A 17,288-nucleotide genomic window follows, 5' to 3' on the forward strand; every position below is an offset into this window, starting at 1 on the left:
TGTGCCGGTGACGTCCGGGCGCCGCGAAGGCCGCGGACGCCACCGCGGTCGGCCGTCAGGCCTCCGCCGAGCTGCGGTCGGTGACGGGCATCATGTCGGCGTGCGACAGGAGCCGGTTGAGGGTGCGCTCCGAGTCGAGGGAGCCCTCGACACCGATGGCGGCGCCGTCGAGCAGCCGCTGGAGCCCAGCGGCCCTGCCGGGGCCCTTGATGCCGAGAGCGGCCGGGATGTCGAGGTCCAGGTCGTGGGTGACGTCCACCAGGCGGACCACGATGTCGTCGCGCTGGAAGACGGTGCTGGCGTACACCGGGCTGTCCGGGTCCTCGGCCGCGGCCTCGTCCTGGTGGGCGAGGAACCGGGCCAGTTCCATGCCGTGGCCGGAGACGGCCGGGTAGTACAGCATGTGCCGGCGCAGTCCGGCGGGCTCCGGGCGGCCCTGCACCACGTGGTGCACCGCCGGGAGCGCGGCACGGGTGAAGAACACCCGCGCGGATTCGGGGTCGGTGAGGTCGCGGTCCTGCTCGAGGTACGGGTTGATGGCCTCCTCGACCGCCCGCACCTCCGGCTGGCGCGCCACATGGCGCAGCGCCGCCAGCAGGTCGCCCTCGACCTCCACGGCGCGCACGACCCGGTTGCCGTGCATGAACAGGGAGGTGCGGCGCAGCCGGGTGGTCTCGTCGACCTGCGCCCTGGGGGACTGGTAGCCGGCCAGCAGTTCGGCGACCTTGGACTCGGAACCGGGCTTGACGGTGAAGGTGAGCGCGTGGCGGGCCACCCCGTCGCCGACCCGGACCGCGGCCTGCAGGCCGTCCCGCGCCCGTTCGGGGGTGAGGGGCTGGTCGGGGCGTGTCTCGCGCAGGATGCTGTAGCGCATCGAGCGGGTGTCCCGGACGCAGTTGTGCATCGGCCGGACGGTCTCCACGTGCTCCTCGCTGTTCACCCAGGCGAGGAACGGCGGGGCGCTCTCCCACTCGCTGGTGATCAGCCACTGCGAGGGGTTCTCGATCGACTGGCAGAGCTGGTCACTGATGTGACCGGGGACGGACGCGACCTTGTTGCGCATGTGCTCGTATGCCTCGAGGAACTCCTCCTGAGCCCCCTCGTAGAGGTCGAGCAGCAGGATCACCCGCAGCCGCGAGCCGTCGAAGGCCGACTGGGATATGCGTCCCGACATGGTCATCCGGCGCACCTCTCCTCATTCTCATGGAAGTCCGTGCACAAGTCCTTTGCGGATGTGCGTCACGGAAGGTCAGGAACGACCGCGGTGCCCGAAAGGCCGGGGTCGCCATGTACCGATGGTCGGCGGGCCCCGCGGGGTGCGCGAGCGCCACGGGGCGAGTGGGTGAACCGTGTGCCAACCGGGTGCCGCCCCGACACGAAGCGGCCCGCACCGGGCATGGAATGTGCGTCCCTTCCCACAGCTGGTCGCGCGCGACGCTGGAGGCGTTTCAATGAACCGAGTGGAAGAGGCCGGCGGCGCTCACCGCACGCCCGTGCTCATCGTCGGCGGCTCACTGGTGGGCCTGTCCATGTCCCTGTTCCTGGGACGTCTCGGCGTGCCGCACATCCTGGTGGAGCGGCACGCGGGCACCTCGATCCACCCACGTGGGCGCGGCAACAACGTGCGCACCATGGAGGTGTTCCGGACGGCCGGCGTCGAGGGACGCATCCGCCGGGCGGCCGGCGTGCTGGCGGACAACCACGGCATCCTGCAGACGCCGGCCCTGGTGGGCGACGCGGGGGAGTGGCTGTTCCGGGAGATCGATCCCGGCGGCGGGCTCGCCCGGTTCAGCCCCACCACCTGGTGCCTGTGCAGCCAGAACGACCTGGAGCCGGTGCTCCTGGCGAGCGCCCGCGAACTCGGCGGCGACCTGAGGTTCGCCACCGAGATGATGTCCTTCGAGCAGGACGCCGACGGGGTGACGGCGCTGGTCAAGAGCCGGGAGACCGGCGAGCACACCACCATCCGCGCCGACTACCTGGTCGCCGCCGACGGTCCTCGCAGCCCCGTGCGGGAGCGGCTCGGCATCGGCCAGACCGGCCCCGGTGACCTCTTCCACAACGTCAGCGTCACCTTCACCTCGCAGGACCTGGCCGACGTCGTCGGCGACCGCCGGTTCATCGTCTGCTACCTGACCAACCCGGAGGCCGACGGGGCGCTGCTGCCGGTGGACAACCGGCGGCACTGGGTGTTCCACGCGCCCTGGCACCCCGAACGCGGCGAGCTGCTGGAGGAGTTCACCGACGAGCGGTGCGCCGATCACATCCGGCGGGCGGTCGGGGTGCCCGATCTGGACGTCACCATCACCGGCCGGGCAGCCTGGCACGCCGCCGAACGGGTCGCCGAGCGCTACGCCGACGGCAGGGTCTTCCTGGCCGGCGACTCCGCCCACGAGATGTCGCCCACCGGGGCGTTCGGCTCCAACACCGGCATCCAGGACGCGCACAACCTCGCCTGGAAGCTGTCCGCCGTGCTGGGCGGCTGGGCCGGTCCCGGACTGCTCGCCACCTACGACACCGAGCGCCGGCCGGTCGCCGAGGCGACCAGCGCCCGCGCCTCCACCCGCTCCGTCGAGCACAGCCACCCCGGCTACACCCCCGCCGAAGGCGCGGGCAGGCGCGGCGCGCGGGGCGGCATCCTCAACGTGGCCCTCGGCTACCGCTATCCGCGCGGCGCGGTGCTCGGCACCGACCCGGCGTCCCCCGTCGTCCCCGACGCGCTGGTCCTCGACGGGGCTCCGGGCAGCCGGGCCCCGCACCTGTGGCTGGGACGGGCCGGCGAGCGGATCTCCACCCTCGACCTGTACGAGCGGCACCCGGTGCTGCTCAGCTCCGCGGACGCGGGCTTCGCCTGGCACACCGCGGCCCAGCAGGTGGCCAAGGAGCTGAACGCGCCGCTGGACTCCCACCGCATCGGACACGGGGCCGAGGCGGACCTGGTGCCCGAGGGCGGCCAGGACTGGGCGCGGGCCCACGGGGTCGGCGAGGACGGCGCGGTCCTGGTCCGCCCCGACGGCTTCGTCGCCTGGCGGGCAGAGCACCGCACCCCCGATCCGCTGCGGACCCTGCGCGAGGCGGTGCAGGCGATCCTGGCGCGGGGCTGACCCGGTCCCGGCACGCGCGAACGAGCGGCACACGTGGTGCCGCTCGTTCGCGCGGGTGTGATGGGGCGGAGTGCCCCGCCGGGCCACCGGAAGAGGTCCGGCAGTGTCCGGCAGGGGGGGTCAGGCCGTGCCGATCCGGCCCAGCCGTCCGCGTTCCGCCTTGTCCCGGTACTGCTCGAACACCTGGACCGGGTCCCCCTCCACCTGCCAGGGCCACGCGGTGACCGTGCCCTGCAGCACCTGGAACACCGGGTGCGCGTCCGCGGCCCGCCCCGCCGCGCACAGCGCGTAGGCCAGCATGTTGAGGTCGGCCGGCGCGCCCGCGTGCTGGAAGAAGCCCGGCTTGGGCCACAGTGCGGCGGCCTGCTCGAGTGCGGCGGCCGGCCGGCCGCCGGACCACAGCTGACCGGCCGTCATGGCCCGTACCCCGCCCTGGACCAGCAGGCCCTGGTACTGCCGCACCGCGGCCGTCAGCTCGACGGCGGCGCACGGGGCGTTGGCCGGTATGTACTCGCGGACCACGTCCAGGAAGTCCAGGACGGCCGCACTGGATCCGCCCTCCTCCGGCGAGAGGTAGGCGAGCATCTGCAGATACGCCTCGCGGTGCCAGCGGTCGCGGGCAGTGGCCTCCCGCCAGATGGCGTTCACCTCCCGCTGCGCGTACCGCTCGAGCCGCGCCACGCCGAGCAGCGTCACCCAGGGCAGCGGATCCGCGGGGTCCAGTTCGCTCGCCCTGCGGCAGTCCTGCACCACCTGCCGCACGTCCCGCAGCTGCCGCTCGCGCAGTCCCCGCACCAGGGCGACCCTGCTGTGGAACACCAGCGCGTCGGCGTCGTCCGGCTCCTGGTCCACCCAGGCCGAGGAGATCGCCGTGTCGGCGGTCACCTCGGCCAGGACGGACACCCGGTGTTCGCGCCGGTCCCAGTCGGCGCCGGTCTGCTCCAGCACGGTGGAGACGATGGCCACGTCCACCGCCCGGCTGTCGCCGCCCCGTTTGCTCAACTGCCGCAGGACGCGCGCGAGGACGGCGTCGTCGAGCCCGGGGACGATACGGGGACGCTTGGCGGTACGACTGCTGAAGAGGGGCATGCCCGCAGACTAGGAACCCTTCGGGACCGGGCAACCCATAGCGGACGATCGTTACCGATCTGCCCCTCTTACCGGCGGTAGTGCCGCCTGGGGCACCGTCAGGGCGCGGGGGCCGGGTAGGTCGGGTACTCCACCCCGGAGACGTACTGCACGACCCGGACGACCTGGCAGGAGTAGCCGAACTCGTTGTCGTACCAGAGGTAGAGGATGGCGTTGTCGCCGTCGACCTTCAGCGCTCCGGCGTCCACGATCGACGCGTGGCGGGAACCGATGAAGTCGCTGGAGACCGCGTCGGGGGCGCTGATGAAGTCGATCTGGCGGCGCAGCGGCGAGGTCAGCGACACGTCCCGCAGGTAGTCGAGGACCTCCTGGCGGTCGGTCTCGCGGGCCAGCTGCAGGTTGAGGATGGCGATCGAGACGTCCGGGACCGGGACGCGGATCGAGCTGCCGGTGATCTTCGCCTTGAGGTCGGGCAGCGCCTTGGCGACGGCGGAGGCGGCGCCGGTCTCGGTGATGACCATGTTGAGCGGCGCGCTGCGGCCGCGGCGCTCGGACTTGTGGTAGTTGTCCAGCAGGTTCTGGTCGTTGGTGAACGAGTGGACGGTCTCCACGTGTCCGCGCAGCACGCCGAACTCGTCGTCCATCGCCTTCAGCGGCGGGACGATGGCGTTGGTGGTGCAGGAGGCGCAGGACAGGATCTGCTCGTCCGGCTTGATGGTGTCGTGGTTGACGCCGTGGACGATGTTGGGGACGTCGCCCTTGCCCGGCGCGGTCAGCACCACCTTGTCGATGCCGGGGCGCAGGTGCTGGGACAGGCCCTCGCGGTCGCGCCACTTGCCGGTGTTGTCGATGAGGATGGCGTTCTTGATGCCGTACGCCGTGTAGTCGACCTTCTTCGGGTCGTCGGCGTAGATCACCTTGATCTCGTTGCCGTTGGCGACGATGGTGCTGTTCGCCTCGTCGACGGTGATGGTGCCCTGGAACTGGCCGTGGATGGAGTCACGGCGCAGCAGCGAGGCCCGCTTGACGATGTCCTGCTCGCCGCCGCCGCGGACCACGATGGCGCGCAGCCGCAGCCCGTTGCCCGAGCCGGCCTTCTCGATCAGCAGCCGGGCGACGAGCCGGCCGATGCGGCCGAAGCCGTAGAGGACGACGTCACGGCCCTCGCCGCGCTCGATCTTGTTGGCGCCGGTGGCGCCTGCGACCGCCTCGGCGGTGAACGCCTCGACGGACAGCCCGCGGTCGTCGGTGTTGTAGGTCGCGGCGAGCATGCCGATGTCGATCTGGGACGGGCCGAGGTCGAGCGTGGTGAGCGCCTGGAGGAACGGCAGCGTCTCGGTGACCGAGAGCTCCCGGCCGGTGATCTGCCGGGCGAAACGATGGGCCTTGAGGATGCTGACCACCGACTTGTTCACCAAGGAGCGGCTGTGCAGCAGGACGGTGACGTCCCGCTCGCGGTGCAGCTTCCCGATGATCGGGATCATCGACTCCGCGATCTCCTCGCGGTGCTTCCAATTGGTGAACGAGTCTTCGTTGACAGTCACTGGATCATCTTTCGAGCTAGACGGCGCTCATATGATAGCCATGCACCCACCGGGGTCCCGCGGGGGTCCCTCCCCGGCCGGCGAACGGGCCGGCGGACCCTCGGCGACTCATCGGGAAGCAGCAGGATTGCGCGCCGGGTGATCGGGTACGCGTGCAGCACCGTGCCCGGGACGGATCATGTCCCGGGCGGACCGCACAACCGCCGCAACCTGGGAAAACACCATGGAAACTCCCGCACCCGAGAACAATGCCCCGACGCCCGCCCAGCAGGCGCTGGACGCCCTCGCCGAGGACACCGAGAACGCGGCGGCTCTGGACGCCCTGGCCAACAGCGACGTCCTGATCCCCGTGCCCGACGACGCCGCCGACAACGAGGCCGCCGACCCCGGTGCGGTCGCCCTGCCGGTGCTGGAGCAGCCCGGCGGCGGACAGGTGGTGCCCGTCTTCACCTCGGAGCTGGAGATGGCCGGGCTGCTGCCCTTCGTCTCCCGCTACCGTCTGGTGCCGCTCGGCGCACTGGCCGCGCAGTGGCCGGCCGACGATCTGTCCCTGACCATCGACGGCAGCTCGGAACACCGTCTGACCCTCACCTCGGAGGGAGTACGCACCCTGCTGGCCCGCCCCCAAGGCTGACCGGACCCACGGCCGGCGCCATCAGGCCTCGTCGCCCAGTGCGCGGGCCAGGGCAGCGCGCTGCAGGGGGAGCACCTCCGCGTGCAGCGCGCGCCCCTTCGGCGTCACGGAGACATACACGCCGCGCCGGTCCTCCGCGCAGATGCTGCGGGTGACCAGGCCGTCCCTCTCCAGCCGCGCGATCAGCCGGGACAGCGCGCTCTGGCTCAGATGCACCCGGCCCACCAGGTTCTGCACCCGGCACTGATCGCCCTCCTCGGGCGCGGCGGCCACCAGCAGGTCCAGCACCTCGAAGTCCGAGGCGCCCAGCCCGTACGGGTGCAGCGCGCGGTCGATCTCGCCAAGGGTGCGGGCGTGGACCGCGAGGATCTCCCGCCACCGCTCCTCGAGCCGCGTGCCGGTGGTGTGCGCTGCCATGTTCGAACCGTAACACTCGTTGCACGTTGAATGAATGCGCATCGAGGCCGGTCCCTCCGGTCCTCGCGGACGCCGGCTGCTTCCCGCCTCAACCGTCTTGTCCGCCAGGGGAGTTGAGGACAATCTGGTGCTTCTCCCGGACAAGCTGACCGACTCGCGGGACGCGGAGGGCGCGGCTGCGGGACAGTGGAGGGGCCCGGAGAGAAGGACGCCCGGGCGGAGGTGGACGACATGCTCAAGGCCCCCGTCGGCACGACCCGCATGCACATCCTGGCCTGGCTGCGAGAGCCCGCCCTCGCCGAGACCGGCGCCACCGCGGAGGGCGTCGCCGCCCGCTTCGGACTCCCACGCCCGGTCGCCCTCACCCACCTCCGCCTGCTCACCGCCATCGGCCTGCTGCACGCCACCCCGCTCGGCGGCCGCGTGTACTACCGGTGCGACGAGGTCCGCATCGCCGACGTGGCGCGCCGGTTCGAGAAGGGCTGGTAGAGGGGCGGGGGCCGGCGCCTGCCGCCGCGGCCGGGCTCCGCGCTACCCTGGCTCACGACCGCGGGCGTGCCGCCCGCGGCACGGCGGTGGGGCCCGCCGTACCCGAACCGCGGCACGACCGCCGCCGACGGTCCCTGCTTGCCACAGCGTGCGCCCGGTCGTCCGGGCCGCCCCGCGAGTAGGAGACGTACCAGCGTGACCCTCCCGAAGACCCGGGCCCGGCCGACCCGCACCGCGGGCTTTCTCCAGGGGCGGGTCGTGGCCGCCGTCGCCCTCGGCGGGGGAGCGGGGGCAGCCGCGCGCCACGCGGCCGCCGTGCACTGGCCGACGCCGGCCCACGGATTCCCCTGGACCACCTTGGTGGTCAACGTCGCCGGGTGCGCACTGATCGGCCTGCTGACGGTGCTCCTCACCGAGGCCCGCCGGACCCCTCACCCCCTGCTCCGCCCGTTCCTCGCCACCGGCGTCCTCGGCGGCTTCACCACCTTCTCCACCTACACGACGGACATCGCCGGGCTCCTCGCCGAAGGACACGCCCGCACCGCGCTCGCCTGCCTCGTCGTGACCCCGCTCGCCGCCCTCACCGCCGTGTGGCTCGCGGCGCGGGCGACCCGGGGGCTGCTCAGGGGGCGCGCATGAGCTGGCTGCTCGTCGTCACCGGCGCCATGATCGGCGCCCCGCTGCGCTACCTCGCCGACCGCGCCGTGCAGGCCCGGCACACCTCCGGCTTCCCCTGGGGCACCTTCACCGTCAACGTCGCAGGCAGCCTCGTGCTCGGGCTGCTCACCGGCGCGGTGATCGCGGGCGCCGCGGGCTCCCGGCTCGCGCTGCTGCTCGGGACCGGGCTGTGCGGGGCGCTCACCACGTACTCGACCTTCTCCTGGGAGACCCTGCGGCTGATCGAGACCGGCGCCCGGGGCCGGGCGGCCGCCAACGTGGCCGGAAGCGTGCTGGCCGGTCTCGGCGCCGCCTGCGCAGGCCTCGCCCTGGCGCGGGGGATCTGGCCCTGAGCGGTCCCGATTGACAGCGGCAGCCCCGCCACCGCACCATCGCTCCGTGAACCTGTCAGACAGCCAGACAGGTGGGGTGCCCGGACCGCGCCGCGTCAGCGCGCTGGAGGCGGTGCTCGCCCACCTGCGCGGTGCCATCGAACGCGGCGAGTACGCCATCGGCGACAAGCTCCCCTCCGAGGCGGAGCTCTGCCGCACCCTCGAGGTCTCCCGGCCCGTGCTGCGCGAGGCGCTGCGGGCCCTGCAGACCATGGGCCTGACGGTGTCCCGCACCGGCAGGGGCACCTTCGTGGTCGCCGACGCCGTGGCCGGCCCCACCTTCGGCGACTACTCGGCGGGGGACCTCCTCGAGGTGCGCCGCCACGTGGAGATCCCGGTCGCCGGCTACGCCGCCCTGCGCCGCACCCAGGACGACCTGGACCGGCTCACCGGCCTGCTGGACCGCATGGAACGGGAGACGGACACCGCGGCCTGGGTCGCCATGGACACCCGCTTCCACCTGGCCGTGGCCGAGGCGTCCCAGAACCCGGTGTTCCGCCGGGTCATCGAGGAGCTGCGGGACGCACTGGCCCGCCAGTCCGCGTTCCTCAACGAGCTGGGCGGACGCCGTGAGCAGTCCGACTGTGAGCACCGGGCCGTCGTCGAGGCCCTGATCGCCGGGTCCGAGCACCGGGCGGCCGACGCCATGACCCACCATCTCGACCGCGTCGAGAGCACCCTCGCCGACATCGTGCGCCGCGCGCGCCCGGTGCCGTCCCGACCCACGAGCAGCAGGCAGTGATGCGCCACAGCACCCTCCCCGCGGACGCACCCCCGGTCCGCGAGCCCCGCCACGCCCCCGTCGCCCACCTCGTCCGCGGCGGCCTGGTGGAGGGCGTCCACTACGGCTCCGTCGTCGTCCTCGGCCCCGGCGGCGAGCCGCTCTTCCGGCTGGGCGACCCCGAGGCCGCCTTCCATCCGAGGTCCGCGGTCAAGCCGCTCCAGGCCGCCGCGATGGTGCGGGCCGGTCTCCCGCTCGACGGCGAGCTGCTCTCCCTCGCCGCCGCCAGCCACTCCGGCGAGGAACGCCACCTCGCGGGAACGCGGCGGATCCTGGCGGCCGCCGGCCTCACCGAGCGGCACCTGCGCAATGTGCCGGACCTGCCGTTCGGCGCAGAGGTACGGGACAGCTGGGTCCGTGACGGCCGGGCGCCCTGCAGGCTCGCCCAGAACTGCTCCGGCAAGCACGCGGCGATGCTCCACACCTGCGTCCTCAACGGCTGGCCCCTGGAGGACTACCTCGACCCCGCGCACCCGCTCCAGCAGATGATCGCCGAGACCGTCGAGGACCTCACCGGGCAGCGCATCGCCCAGGTGACCGTCGACGGCTGCGGTGCGCCGCTGTTCTCCGTCTCCCCGCACGGGCTCGCCCGCGCCGTCGCGCGGATCGCCACCGCCGCGCCGGGCACCCCCGAGGGCCGGGTCGCCGACGCGATGCGGCAGCACCCGGAGATGGCCTCCGGCTCCGGTCGGGACGTGGCCGCGCTGATGCGGGCCGTGCCCGGGCTGCTCGCCAAGGACGGCTTCGAGGGCGTGCAGGTGGCCGCCCTCCCCGACGGCCGCGCGGTCGCCGTGAAGATAGCCGACGGCGCCGACCGGGCCCGCGTCCCCGTCGCCGCCGCCGCGCTGGTCCGCGCCGGGGTGGAGCCGGAGGCGCTCGCCGCCTTCGCGGGGCAGCCCCTGCTCGGCGGGGGCCGTCCGGTCGGCGCCGTACGCCCGGTGCCCGCGCTCGCCCCGCCGGCGGCCGCCCGCGTCTGAGTCCACGTCCGATCCCCGTGGGAGTGCGCCCCCGCCCGCTGCCCCGCGGGCCACCGGCCCCGCGGGCCCGAACGGAGAACAGCCACATCATGACGACGTCGCCGACGAGCTTCGGGCCGGTCCTGGAGCGCATCGCCGAGGAGATCGAGCGGACCCCCGGCCGCGGCCGGCCCGCCGACTACATCCCCGCGCTCGCGGCCCGCGACCCGCGCCGTTTCGGCATGGCCGTCGCCGAACCGGACGGCACCGTGTACGGGGTGGGGGACTGGCGGGAGCCGTTCTCGGCGCAGTCCGTCACCAAGGTGTTCACCCTCGCCCTGGTCCTGGCCCGCGAGGGCGACGCCCTGTGGGAGCACGTGGGCCGCGAGCCCTCCGGCAACCGCTTCAACTCCCTGGTGCAACTGGAGTACGAGGACGGCATCCCGCGCAACCCGTTCATCAACGCCGGCGCTCTCGTCGTCACCGACCGGCTGCACACCCGCAGCGGCGACGCGGCCGGCGAACTGCTCGCCTTCCTGCGCGCCGAGAGCGGCAACCCGCAGCTCGGCTTCGACGAGGAGGTCGCCGCCTCCGAGTCCGCGCACGGCGACCGGAACGCCGCCCTGGCCCACTTCATGGCGTCCTACGGCAACATCGACAACCCGGTGCCGGTCCTGCTCGAGCAGTACTTCCGGCAGTGCTCCGTCGCCGCCTCCTGCGCCGACCTGGCGCTGGCCGCCTCCTTCCTCGCCCGGCACGGCGTCCGCGCCGACGGCACCCGGCTGCTCACCCGCAGCCAGGCCAAGCAGGTCAACGCCATCATGCTGACCTGCGGCACCTACGACGCGGCGGGCGACTTCGCCTACCGCGTGGGGCTGCCCGGCAAGAGCGGCGTCGGCGGCGGCATCATCGCCGTCGTCCCCGGCCGGTGCACGCTCTGCGTGTGGAGCCCCGGCCTGGACGAGCGGGGCAACTCCGTCGCCGGGGTGGCGGCCCTGGACCGCTTCAACACCCTGACGGGCCTGTCGGTGTTCTGAGCCCCGCCCCTCCGGTCCAGCTGCTGCCTCACCGTTCCGAGGGCACCGGCCCCCAGGCGAGCCGCAGGGACACCCCCACCACGGCTCCGCCCAGCAGCGCGGCGCCCGCCACGGCCCACACCGCCCCGGCGCGCCCTCCGTCGTCCAGGGCTTCCGCCCTGGCCGGGCCGGTCTCCGCCTCGGGCCCCGTCAGCGGCCGGTCGCGCAGCGCGTCCAGCGACCCCACCGGATCGACCCGCCCCGCCGCGGCGAAGCCCCAGTCGAGAAGCTCCCTGGCCTCCTCGTACACGGCGTGCGCCCCGCCCTCCTGAGGGTTCAGCACGGTCGCCACGAGGGTGCGCCCGTCCCGGCGTGCCGCCGCCACCAGGGTGTGCCCGGCGTGGCTGGTGTAGCCGTTCTTGATGCCGACGAGACCCTCGTAGGGCTCCACGTCGTCCGCGCCGGTGAGCAGCCGGTTGGTGTTGCGGATGGGGTAGCTGCCGCCGTCGCGGGCCGGGAAGAGCGCGAAGCGCTTCTTGCAGTAGCGGGCGAACTCCGGGTTCTTCAGCCCGGCCCGGCCGAACACCGCGAGGTCGAAGGCGGAGGACACCTGACCGGGCGCGTCGTACCCGTCCGGTGATGTCACCCGGGTGTCGCGGGCGCCGAGCGCGCGGGCTTTCGCCTCCATCCGCTCCGCGGTGACCCGCCAGCCGCCGTTGAGCGCGGCCAGCACGTGCACGGCGTCGTTGCCGGAGTTCAGGAACACCCCGTTCCAGAGGTCGGACACCCGGTATGTGCGGTCCTCCGCGACGCCGACCAGGCTGCTGCCCGGACCGATGCCGCGCAGCTCCTTCTCGCTGACGGTGTGCCGGATGCCGGCAGGCAGCGACGGCAGCACGGTGAGCGCGAACAGCGTCTTCAGGGTGCTGGCGGGCGGCAGCTTGCGGTGCGCGTTGTGCGCGGCGAGCACATCACCGCTGCGGGCGTCGGCCACCAGCCAGGCCTTGGCCGACAGTTCGGGCAGCTCGGGCGCCTTGCGGTGCGGGCGCACCTGCGTTCCCCGGCGGTACAGCAGCTCGGCGGGCGCCGCCTTCGTGACCCGCGGGCCGGAGCCCGGTGAGGGCCCGGAGTCCGCGGCCGTGCTCCCCGCGGCGGGTGCGAGCACCAGCAGGCCCGCCGTGCACAGCACACAGGTGGATACGGCAGCCCGCGAAGCAAGTCCGATAGTCATACCGCAAACGTAGAAACGACCCCCCGGCGCGGCCCGCTGCCCCGGCCGCACGCGCCCCGCGAGCACCCGGATGCCGCACTCCGGCGCGGGCGGCGAGGCGTCAGGCCGGGCGTTCCCGCGCGTCCTTCGCGATGCGTTCGAACTGGGCGCCCATGGCCTCCGCGAGGGCCTGGGCTCCCGACAGGGGGCGGACCATCACGGTGAACTCGTCGATGAGGCCGTTCTCGTCGAGGTGGAGGAAGTCGCAGCCCTCGACGGTGCGGTCGCCGACGCGGGCGGTGAAGAGGAGGGCGTGGTCGCGGCCCGAGGTGTCGTCGATCTCCCGGACGTAGCGGAAGTCCTCGAACACGCGGGCCACCCCGCGCAGGATCGCCGCGGTCATCGGCTTGCCGGTGTACGGCTTGAAGACGACGGGGCTGGTGAAGACCACGTTCTCGGCCAGCAGTGCCTCGGCGGCGTCCAGGTCCCGTGCCTCGATGGCCTCTCGGAATGCCTTCATCGCGGCTCCCATAGTCAACAAATTGAATAGGTGCGAATGAGAATAGTCGCCCGCTGCTACCGTGTCCACATGTCCCTCAAGTACGCCGTTCTCGCCGCCCTGCTGGAGGGCGAGGCCTCGGGCTACGAGCTGTCCAAGCTCTTCGACGTCTCGTTCGCCAACTTCTGGGCCTCCACCCCGCAGCAGCTCTACCGCGAGCTGGAACGGCTGGAGCGGGACGGCCTGGTCCGGGCGCGCGTGGTGCGGCAGGAGCGGCGGCCGGACAAGCGGATGTTCTCCCTCACCGAGAGCGGCCGCAGGGACCTGGAGACCTTCGCCGCGGCGCCGCCGAAGCGGCCCACCGCCATCCGCGACGAACTCATGATCAAGATCCAGGCCATGGACCTGGACGGTGTCGATCCCGAGGCGACCTGTGCCCTCGTCGAGGAGCGCGCGACCTGGGCGCGCGCCAAGCTCGACCGCTACGCCCGGGTGCGGGAGCGCCTGCTGGGCGGGCGCACCGAGGAGGAGTTCCTGCGCCGGGCCGACCGGATCGGGCCCTACCTCACCCTGATGGGCGGCATCGCCTTCGAGGAGGAGAACCTGCGCTGGTGCGAGCGGGTGCTCGCGGTGCTGCGCAGCCGGGCCGCTCTAAGCTGACGGAATGTTCAGCCCCGAAGGCCCCGGCCTGCGTGAGCTCGCCGTCCAGGCCCTGTCCTCCGTCGAGCGCGGCTACGACCTGCTCGCCCCCAAGTTCGACGCCACGCCCTTCCGTACGCCCGACTCCGTGCTGGACGCCACCACGTCCGCGCTGCGGCGGATGGGACCGTTCGGCAGCGGGCTCGACCTGTGCTGCGGCACGGGGGCGGGCATCGGAGTGCTGCAGCGGGTGTGCCGGGAGCGGGTCACCGGTGTCGACTTCAGCGCCGGGATGCTCGAGGTGGCGCGGCGGCGTGTCCGGGGTGCGGGGCCGCAGGTGGACCTGGTGCGGGCGGACGCCCGCGCCCTGCCGTTCGGCCCCGCCTTCGACCTCGTGGTCAGCTTCGGGGCGTTCGGTCACTTCCTGCCCGCCGAGCGGCCGCGGCTGTTCGCCCAGGTCCGCTCGGTGCTGCGGCCGGGCGGGCGCTTCGTCTTCCCGGTGGTCGCCCCGGCCCGGCCGGGCTCGCTCGCGTACTGGATGCTGCTCGGCTTCGACGTGGTGATGCGGGTGCGCAACGCCGTCTGGCGGCCGCCGTTCGTCATGTACTACCGGGCGATGCCGTTCAGCGCCCTCGGCCCGGAACTCACCGAGGCCGGCTTCCGGGTGCGGTGGCAGCCGCTCGAGGAGTTCGGCCGGCGGGCGGACGGCAGTCCCAGGGTGCGCCTGGTCGTGGCCACAGCCACCCGCCCGCAGGACCGTCGAACCCTGTGACGGGCGCCCGGGGCCGGGTGTCTCCGGCTCAGACCGCGGCCGGGAGGGTGAACTCGTAGACCAGGGCGTCCTGCTGGGCGTCGACGATCAGCTCGGTGAGCTCCAGCGGGCGGTCGTACTGGTCGTGCACCCGCCGCATCACCCGGACCGACGGGGCGTCGGCGATCCTGGTGATGGTGTCCCGGTGGTGCAGCGTCAGGCCGGCGCGCCGCATCCAGTCGTAGGCGCGGCGCAGCTCGGCGGCGGACCTGCCGTCGGCCCGGTCCCGGTAGCGGGCCAGCTCCTCCACCTCGGACAGCGCCACGGCGGAGAACGACGACACGGCGGTGCGCACCTCCCGCCCGTCGGCCGAGGCCGACCAGTAGCGGTGCACCAGCGTCGGCCGGTCCGGCGCCAGCCCCAGCGGTTCCGCGTGTCCGGCCGGCGGAGGCTCCCATGCCAGCGTCGTCCGGGCGATCGCGCCCCGGTCGGCGCCGCGCGCACCGACCGGGAAGGTGAGCGAGGCCGGTGTCTCCACCGGCAGCCCCGGCAGGGTGGCGTGACTGCCCCGCCGGTCCGTGGCGACCAGGCCCTCGCGGCGCAGTACCTCCAGGGCCTGCCGTACCGTCTCCCGGCTGACCCCGAAGTGCTCGGCCAACTGCCGTTCGCCGGGGAGCCGTTCGCCTGGCGGAACCGTGCCGTCGCGCAGTTCGCCCAGCAGCCTGCTCGCGATCCGCAGATAGAGGGGCTCCCCATCGGTGAGCGCTGAGACGTGCGGGGTGGAGCGGGCCATGCCGCGCCTCCTGTGTGGTGACGTACCGTAGCCGTGCGGGCTCATTGCGCCACCACATCTACCAGTGGTCTAAACCAACAGGGAAGGGTGGCCGGGCAGTTCGGCCGAAACAGGTCCCTGCGGCTCCCGGCCCGCCGGCAGGAGGCTCAGGCGTAGGCCCGCATCCAGCGCAGCTTCACCCTCTCCTGGTACGCCCCGCCGCCCTCGTGGTCGTTGAACTCGTACACCTCGATCCTCTTGTCCTCGTGCGCCCAGGCGTTGAACGCCGCGAACACCGTCGAGGGCGGGCAGGTCTCGTCCTCCAGCGCGGCCGAGAACAGCGCGGGCGCCCGGCCGCGTGCGGCGAAGTGCACACCGTCGAAGTAGGAGAGGGTGCGCATCGTCTCCTCGGTGCGTCCCCGGTGCGTACGGAGGTAGAGGCCGATCTCCCGGTACGGTTGACGGTCCGTCAGCGTGGTGGCGCGCGGGAAGTCGCAGAGGAACGGCACGTCCGGCGCCACGCCCGCCAGATCCGGGACGAGCGCGCCCACCGCCAGGGCGATGCCGCCGCCCTGGCTGCTGCCGACCGCCACCGTGCGGGACGCATCGGTCAGCGGGTGCGTGCGGGCCGCCTCCACCGCCCGCACGGCGTCCGTGAACACCCGGCGGTAGTAGTAGTTCTCGGGTGCGTCGATCCCGCGGGTCATGAAGCCGGGGTAGGCGGGAGCCCCGCCCACCGGATCGGGGGTGCTGCCGCCCGCGCCCCATGCGCTGCCCTGCCCGCGGGTGTCCATCACGAAGTGCGCCCGCCCCGTCGACGCCCACAGCAGGTGCTCGTGCGGCAGGCCGCGGCCACCGCCGTAGCCGATGAACTCCACCACCAGCGCCAGCGGGGCGTCCGCCCCGGCGGGCAGGGTCAGCCAGCCCTTGACGGGGTGGCCGCCGAAGCCGGCGAACGTGACGTCGAAGACCTCCACCGTGGACAGCCCCGTGTCGACCGGCTCGAAACGGACGTCCAGGTCGTACTCGCGCGCCTGAGCCAGCGTCTCGGCCCAGAAGGCGTCGAAGTCGCCGGGAGCCGTGGACGCGCTGCGGTACTCGCGCAGTTCGTCGAGAGGGAGGTCGAACAGAGCCATACTGCAACCGCCTTGTGACGAGGGAGTGTCCGGCGGCCTCACCGTACGTGAGGCGTCCGCGGCACCTCCAGGGAACCCGTCTCCGGTGAGCATCCACCGGGCCGGGCGAGCAGCCCTCGCGCTGCGTCCAGCGCGGCTCCGTGACCGCCCGGTCCCCGCTCCCACTCCCGCGAGCCGCCGGCGCATCGCGGCGCCGCGTGCCGCCACGCCGCGACGCGGTCGCCCTTGCGCACCCCGGGAGCGACCCGGGCGGTGGCGGTGCGCGGTTCCACCGGGTGCGCACGTGGCCCCGCTCCGCCGTCTGACCTTCCCCGGTGCGGGGTGCCCCGGCCCGTGCCGGGGAAACGGGGACCCGGCGGGGAGGGGCTCAGGGCCCACCGGCCGGAGCAGGGGAGGGCCCACGGAGCCCGGCACGGGGGAGGGGCTGCGAGACCGGCGGCCCGGGCCCGGTGGATCAGCCGAAGCGCTCGATGCGGATGCGGTCCACGGGCTGCCCGGCCGCCACCAGCAGCCTGGAGGCGTGCTCGGCGAAGGAGTTGGAGCCGCACACATAGGCCTCCCAGCCGCCGGGCGGCCGCTCGGCGAGCAGCGGCGCGACATGAGCGGCGGTCATCCTGCCCACCGGCACGCCCGGGGGAGCGCTGCGGGTGAAGACCGTCGTGGTCTCCGGGCCCAGCTCCCGTGCGTAGATGAGGTCCTCGGGGCTGCGGGCCGAGACCAGCATGCGCAGCGGATGGGACAGGCCGCGGGCCCGGTGGTGCCGGACCATCGACATCAGGGGGACCACACCGGACCCGGCCCCGATGAGCAGGGCGGGCCGGTCGCCCGGCCAGGCGAAGAAGCCGCTGAGCGGCCCCCGCAGTTCGACCCGGTCACCGACCCTGGCCACGGTGTGGAACCAGCCCGAGACCTCGCCGCCGTCCACATGGTCCAGGGTCAGTTCGATGTGCCCGGAGTCGTCCGGTGCGGAGGCGATCGAGTAGTGGCGCTGGGCCACATAGCCGTCCGCGGCGGTCAGCCGCAGCATCAGATGCTGGCCCGGCACATGCCCGGGCCACCCTGGCACGGCGAACCGGAACGTGGCCACGCGGGGTGTCTCGCGCCGGATCCCGGTCAGGGTGGCCGTCCGCCACACCGAGGCTTCCTGTTCGCTCACCCCGATGCGTCCGGGCACCGCGAACCGCACGGGCGGCACGAAGCGC

At 73.4% G+C, this 17,288-nt stretch carries 19 protein-coding genes; 10 read left to right on the forward strand and 9 right to left on the reverse strand.

All coding sequences use genetic code 11. The features are described from left to right. Positions 1-55 precede the first annotated feature (55 nt). Complete coding sequence (locus tag HCJ93_RS00405) at positions 56-1,180, reverse strand: SchA/CurD-like domain-containing protein (protein ID WP_167990017.1); 1,125 nt, start codon at positions 1,178-1,180, stop codon at positions 56-58. Positions 1,181-1,451: 271 nt separating this feature from the next. Here HCJ93_RS00405 and HCJ93_RS00410 point away from each other — a divergent pair, with 271 nt between their 5' ends. Continuing rightward, positions 1,452-3,104 carry an FAD-dependent oxidoreductase gene (locus tag HCJ93_RS00410; protein WP_167990018.1) on the forward strand — a complete coding sequence of 551 codons (1,653 nt, stop codon included), beginning with the start codon at positions 1,452-1,454 and terminating at the stop codon, positions 3,102-3,104. A 120-nt stretch (positions 3,105-3,224) separates the two neighbouring features. On the opposite strand, the gene HCJ93_RS00415 is transcribed toward HCJ93_RS00410, so the two are convergent. Both HCJ93_RS00415 and HCJ93_RS00420 read right to left on the reverse strand, forming a co-directional pair. Beyond that, positions 3,225-4,193 carry a hypothetical protein gene (locus tag HCJ93_RS00415; RefSeq protein ID WP_167990019.1) on the reverse strand — a complete coding sequence of 323 codons (969 nt, stop codon included), beginning with the start codon at positions 4,191-4,193 and terminating at the stop codon, positions 3,225-3,227. 98 nt (positions 4,194-4,291) lie between these two features. After that, positions 4,292-5,737 (reverse strand): glyceraldehyde-3-phosphate dehydrogenase, encoded by a 1,446-nt coding sequence (locus HCJ93_RS00420; protein WP_167990020.1) that lies wholly within the window; start codon positions 5,735-5,737, stop codon positions 4,292-4,294. A gap of 223 nt (positions 5,738-5,960) precedes the next feature. Here HCJ93_RS00420 and HCJ93_RS00425 point away from each other — a divergent pair, with 223 nt between their 5' ends. Further along, complete coding sequence (locus tag HCJ93_RS00425; protein WP_167990021.1) at positions 5,961-6,371, forward strand: SseB family protein; 411 nt, start codon at positions 5,961-5,963, stop codon at positions 6,369-6,371. 21 nt (positions 6,372-6,392) lie between these two features. On the opposite strand, the gene HCJ93_RS00430 is transcribed toward HCJ93_RS00425, so the two are convergent. Then, complete coding sequence (locus HCJ93_RS00430; RefSeq protein ID WP_167990022.1) at positions 6,393-6,788, reverse strand: MarR family winged helix-turn-helix transcriptional regulator; 396 nt, start codon at positions 6,786-6,788, stop codon at positions 6,393-6,395. A gap of 231 nt (positions 6,789-7,019) precedes the next feature. Between HCJ93_RS00430 and HCJ93_RS00435 the strand changes: the two genes are divergently transcribed. The 6 genes from HCJ93_RS00435 (at position 7,020) to HCJ93_RS00460 (ending at position 11,100) form a co-directional block, all read left to right on the forward strand. Then, positions 7,020-7,277 carry a winged helix-turn-helix domain-containing protein gene (locus tag HCJ93_RS00435; protein WP_206316633.1) on the forward strand — a complete coding sequence of 86 codons (258 nt, stop codon included), beginning with the start codon at positions 7,020-7,022 and terminating at the stop codon, positions 7,275-7,277. Positions 7,278-7,472: 195 nt separating this feature from the next. Further along, a complete protein-coding gene (locus tag HCJ93_RS00440; protein WP_167990024.1) occupies positions 7,473-7,916 on the forward strand; it encodes a fluoride efflux transporter FluC in 444 nt (147 codons plus the stop codon). Beyond that, positions 7,913-8,287, forward strand: coding sequence for a fluoride efflux transporter CrcB (crcB, locus tag HCJ93_RS00445; RefSeq protein WP_167990025.1), 375 nt, complete (start codon positions 7,913-7,915; stop codon positions 8,285-8,287). Before HCJ93_RS00440 ends, crcB begins: the two co-directional genes overlap by 4 nt. A 46-nt stretch (positions 8,288-8,333) precedes the next feature. Further along, entirely contained in the window at positions 8,334-9,068 is a 735-nt protein-coding gene (locus HCJ93_RS00450) for a FadR/GntR family transcriptional regulator (RefSeq protein WP_167990026.1), read from the forward strand. Beyond that, complete coding sequence (locus tag HCJ93_RS00455) at positions 9,068-10,084, forward strand: asparaginase (protein ID WP_167990027.1); 1,017 nt, start codon at positions 9,068-9,070, stop codon at positions 10,082-10,084. The genes HCJ93_RS00450 and HCJ93_RS00455 overlap by 1 nt, the downstream gene beginning before the upstream one ends. An 89-nt stretch (positions 10,085-10,173) precedes the next feature. Beyond that, positions 10,174-11,100, forward strand: a complete 927-nt coding sequence (locus tag HCJ93_RS00460) for a glutaminase (protein WP_167990028.1) — start codon at positions 10,174-10,176, stop codon at positions 11,098-11,100. Between the two features lie 28 nt (positions 11,101-11,128). Here HCJ93_RS00460 and HCJ93_RS00465 read toward each other — a convergent pair whose 3' ends face one another. After that, positions 11,129-12,310, reverse strand: coding sequence for a D-alanyl-D-alanine carboxypeptidase family protein (locus HCJ93_RS00465; RefSeq protein WP_167990029.1), 1,182 nt, complete (start codon positions 12,308-12,310; stop codon positions 11,129-11,131). Positions 12,311-12,410: 100 nt separating this feature from the next. Continuing rightward, complete coding sequence (locus HCJ93_RS00470) at positions 12,411-12,809, reverse strand: nuclear transport factor 2 family protein (protein ID WP_167990030.1); 399 nt, start codon at positions 12,807-12,809, stop codon at positions 12,411-12,413. Between the two features lie 69 nt (positions 12,810-12,878). On the opposite strand from HCJ93_RS00470, the gene HCJ93_RS00475 reads away from it, so the two are divergent. Both HCJ93_RS00475 and HCJ93_RS00480 read left to right on the forward strand, forming a co-directional pair. After that, positions 12,879-13,448, forward strand: coding sequence for a PadR family transcriptional regulator (locus HCJ93_RS00475; RefSeq protein ID WP_167990031.1), 570 nt, complete (start codon positions 12,879-12,881; stop codon positions 13,446-13,448). 4 nt (positions 13,449-13,452) lie between these two features. Further along, on the forward strand, positions 13,453-14,199 hold the full coding sequence (locus HCJ93_RS00480; protein ID WP_167990032.1) for a class I SAM-dependent methyltransferase: 747 nt from the start codon (positions 13,453-13,455) through the stop codon (positions 14,197-14,199). A gap of 28 nt (positions 14,200-14,227) precedes the next feature. On the opposite strand, the gene HCJ93_RS00485 is transcribed toward HCJ93_RS00480, so the two are convergent. From HCJ93_RS00485 to HCJ93_RS00495, 3 genes are all read right to left on the reverse strand, one after another. Then, a complete protein-coding gene (locus HCJ93_RS00485; protein ID WP_167990033.1) occupies positions 14,228-14,971 on the reverse strand; it encodes a GntR family transcriptional regulator in 744 nt (247 codons plus the stop codon). Positions 14,972-15,117: 146 nt separating this feature from the next. Beyond that, positions 15,118-16,086: an acetylxylan esterase gene (locus HCJ93_RS00490; RefSeq protein ID WP_167990034.1), complete on the reverse strand. Its 969-nt coding sequence runs from the start codon at positions 16,084-16,086 to the stop codon at positions 15,118-15,120. A gap of 454 nt (positions 16,087-16,540) precedes the next feature. Continuing rightward, positions 16,541-17,281 carry a ferredoxin reductase gene (locus tag HCJ93_RS00495; protein WP_373563536.1) on the reverse strand — a complete coding sequence of 247 codons (741 nt, stop codon included), beginning with the start codon at positions 17,279-17,281 and terminating at the stop codon, positions 16,541-16,543. Positions 17,282-17,288: the final 7 nt, after the last annotated feature.

The sequence above is a fragment of the Streptomyces composti genome (assembly GCF_012034205.1).
GTDB lineage: Bacteria > Actinomycetota > Actinomycetes > Streptomycetales > Streptomycetaceae > Streptomyces > Streptomyces composti.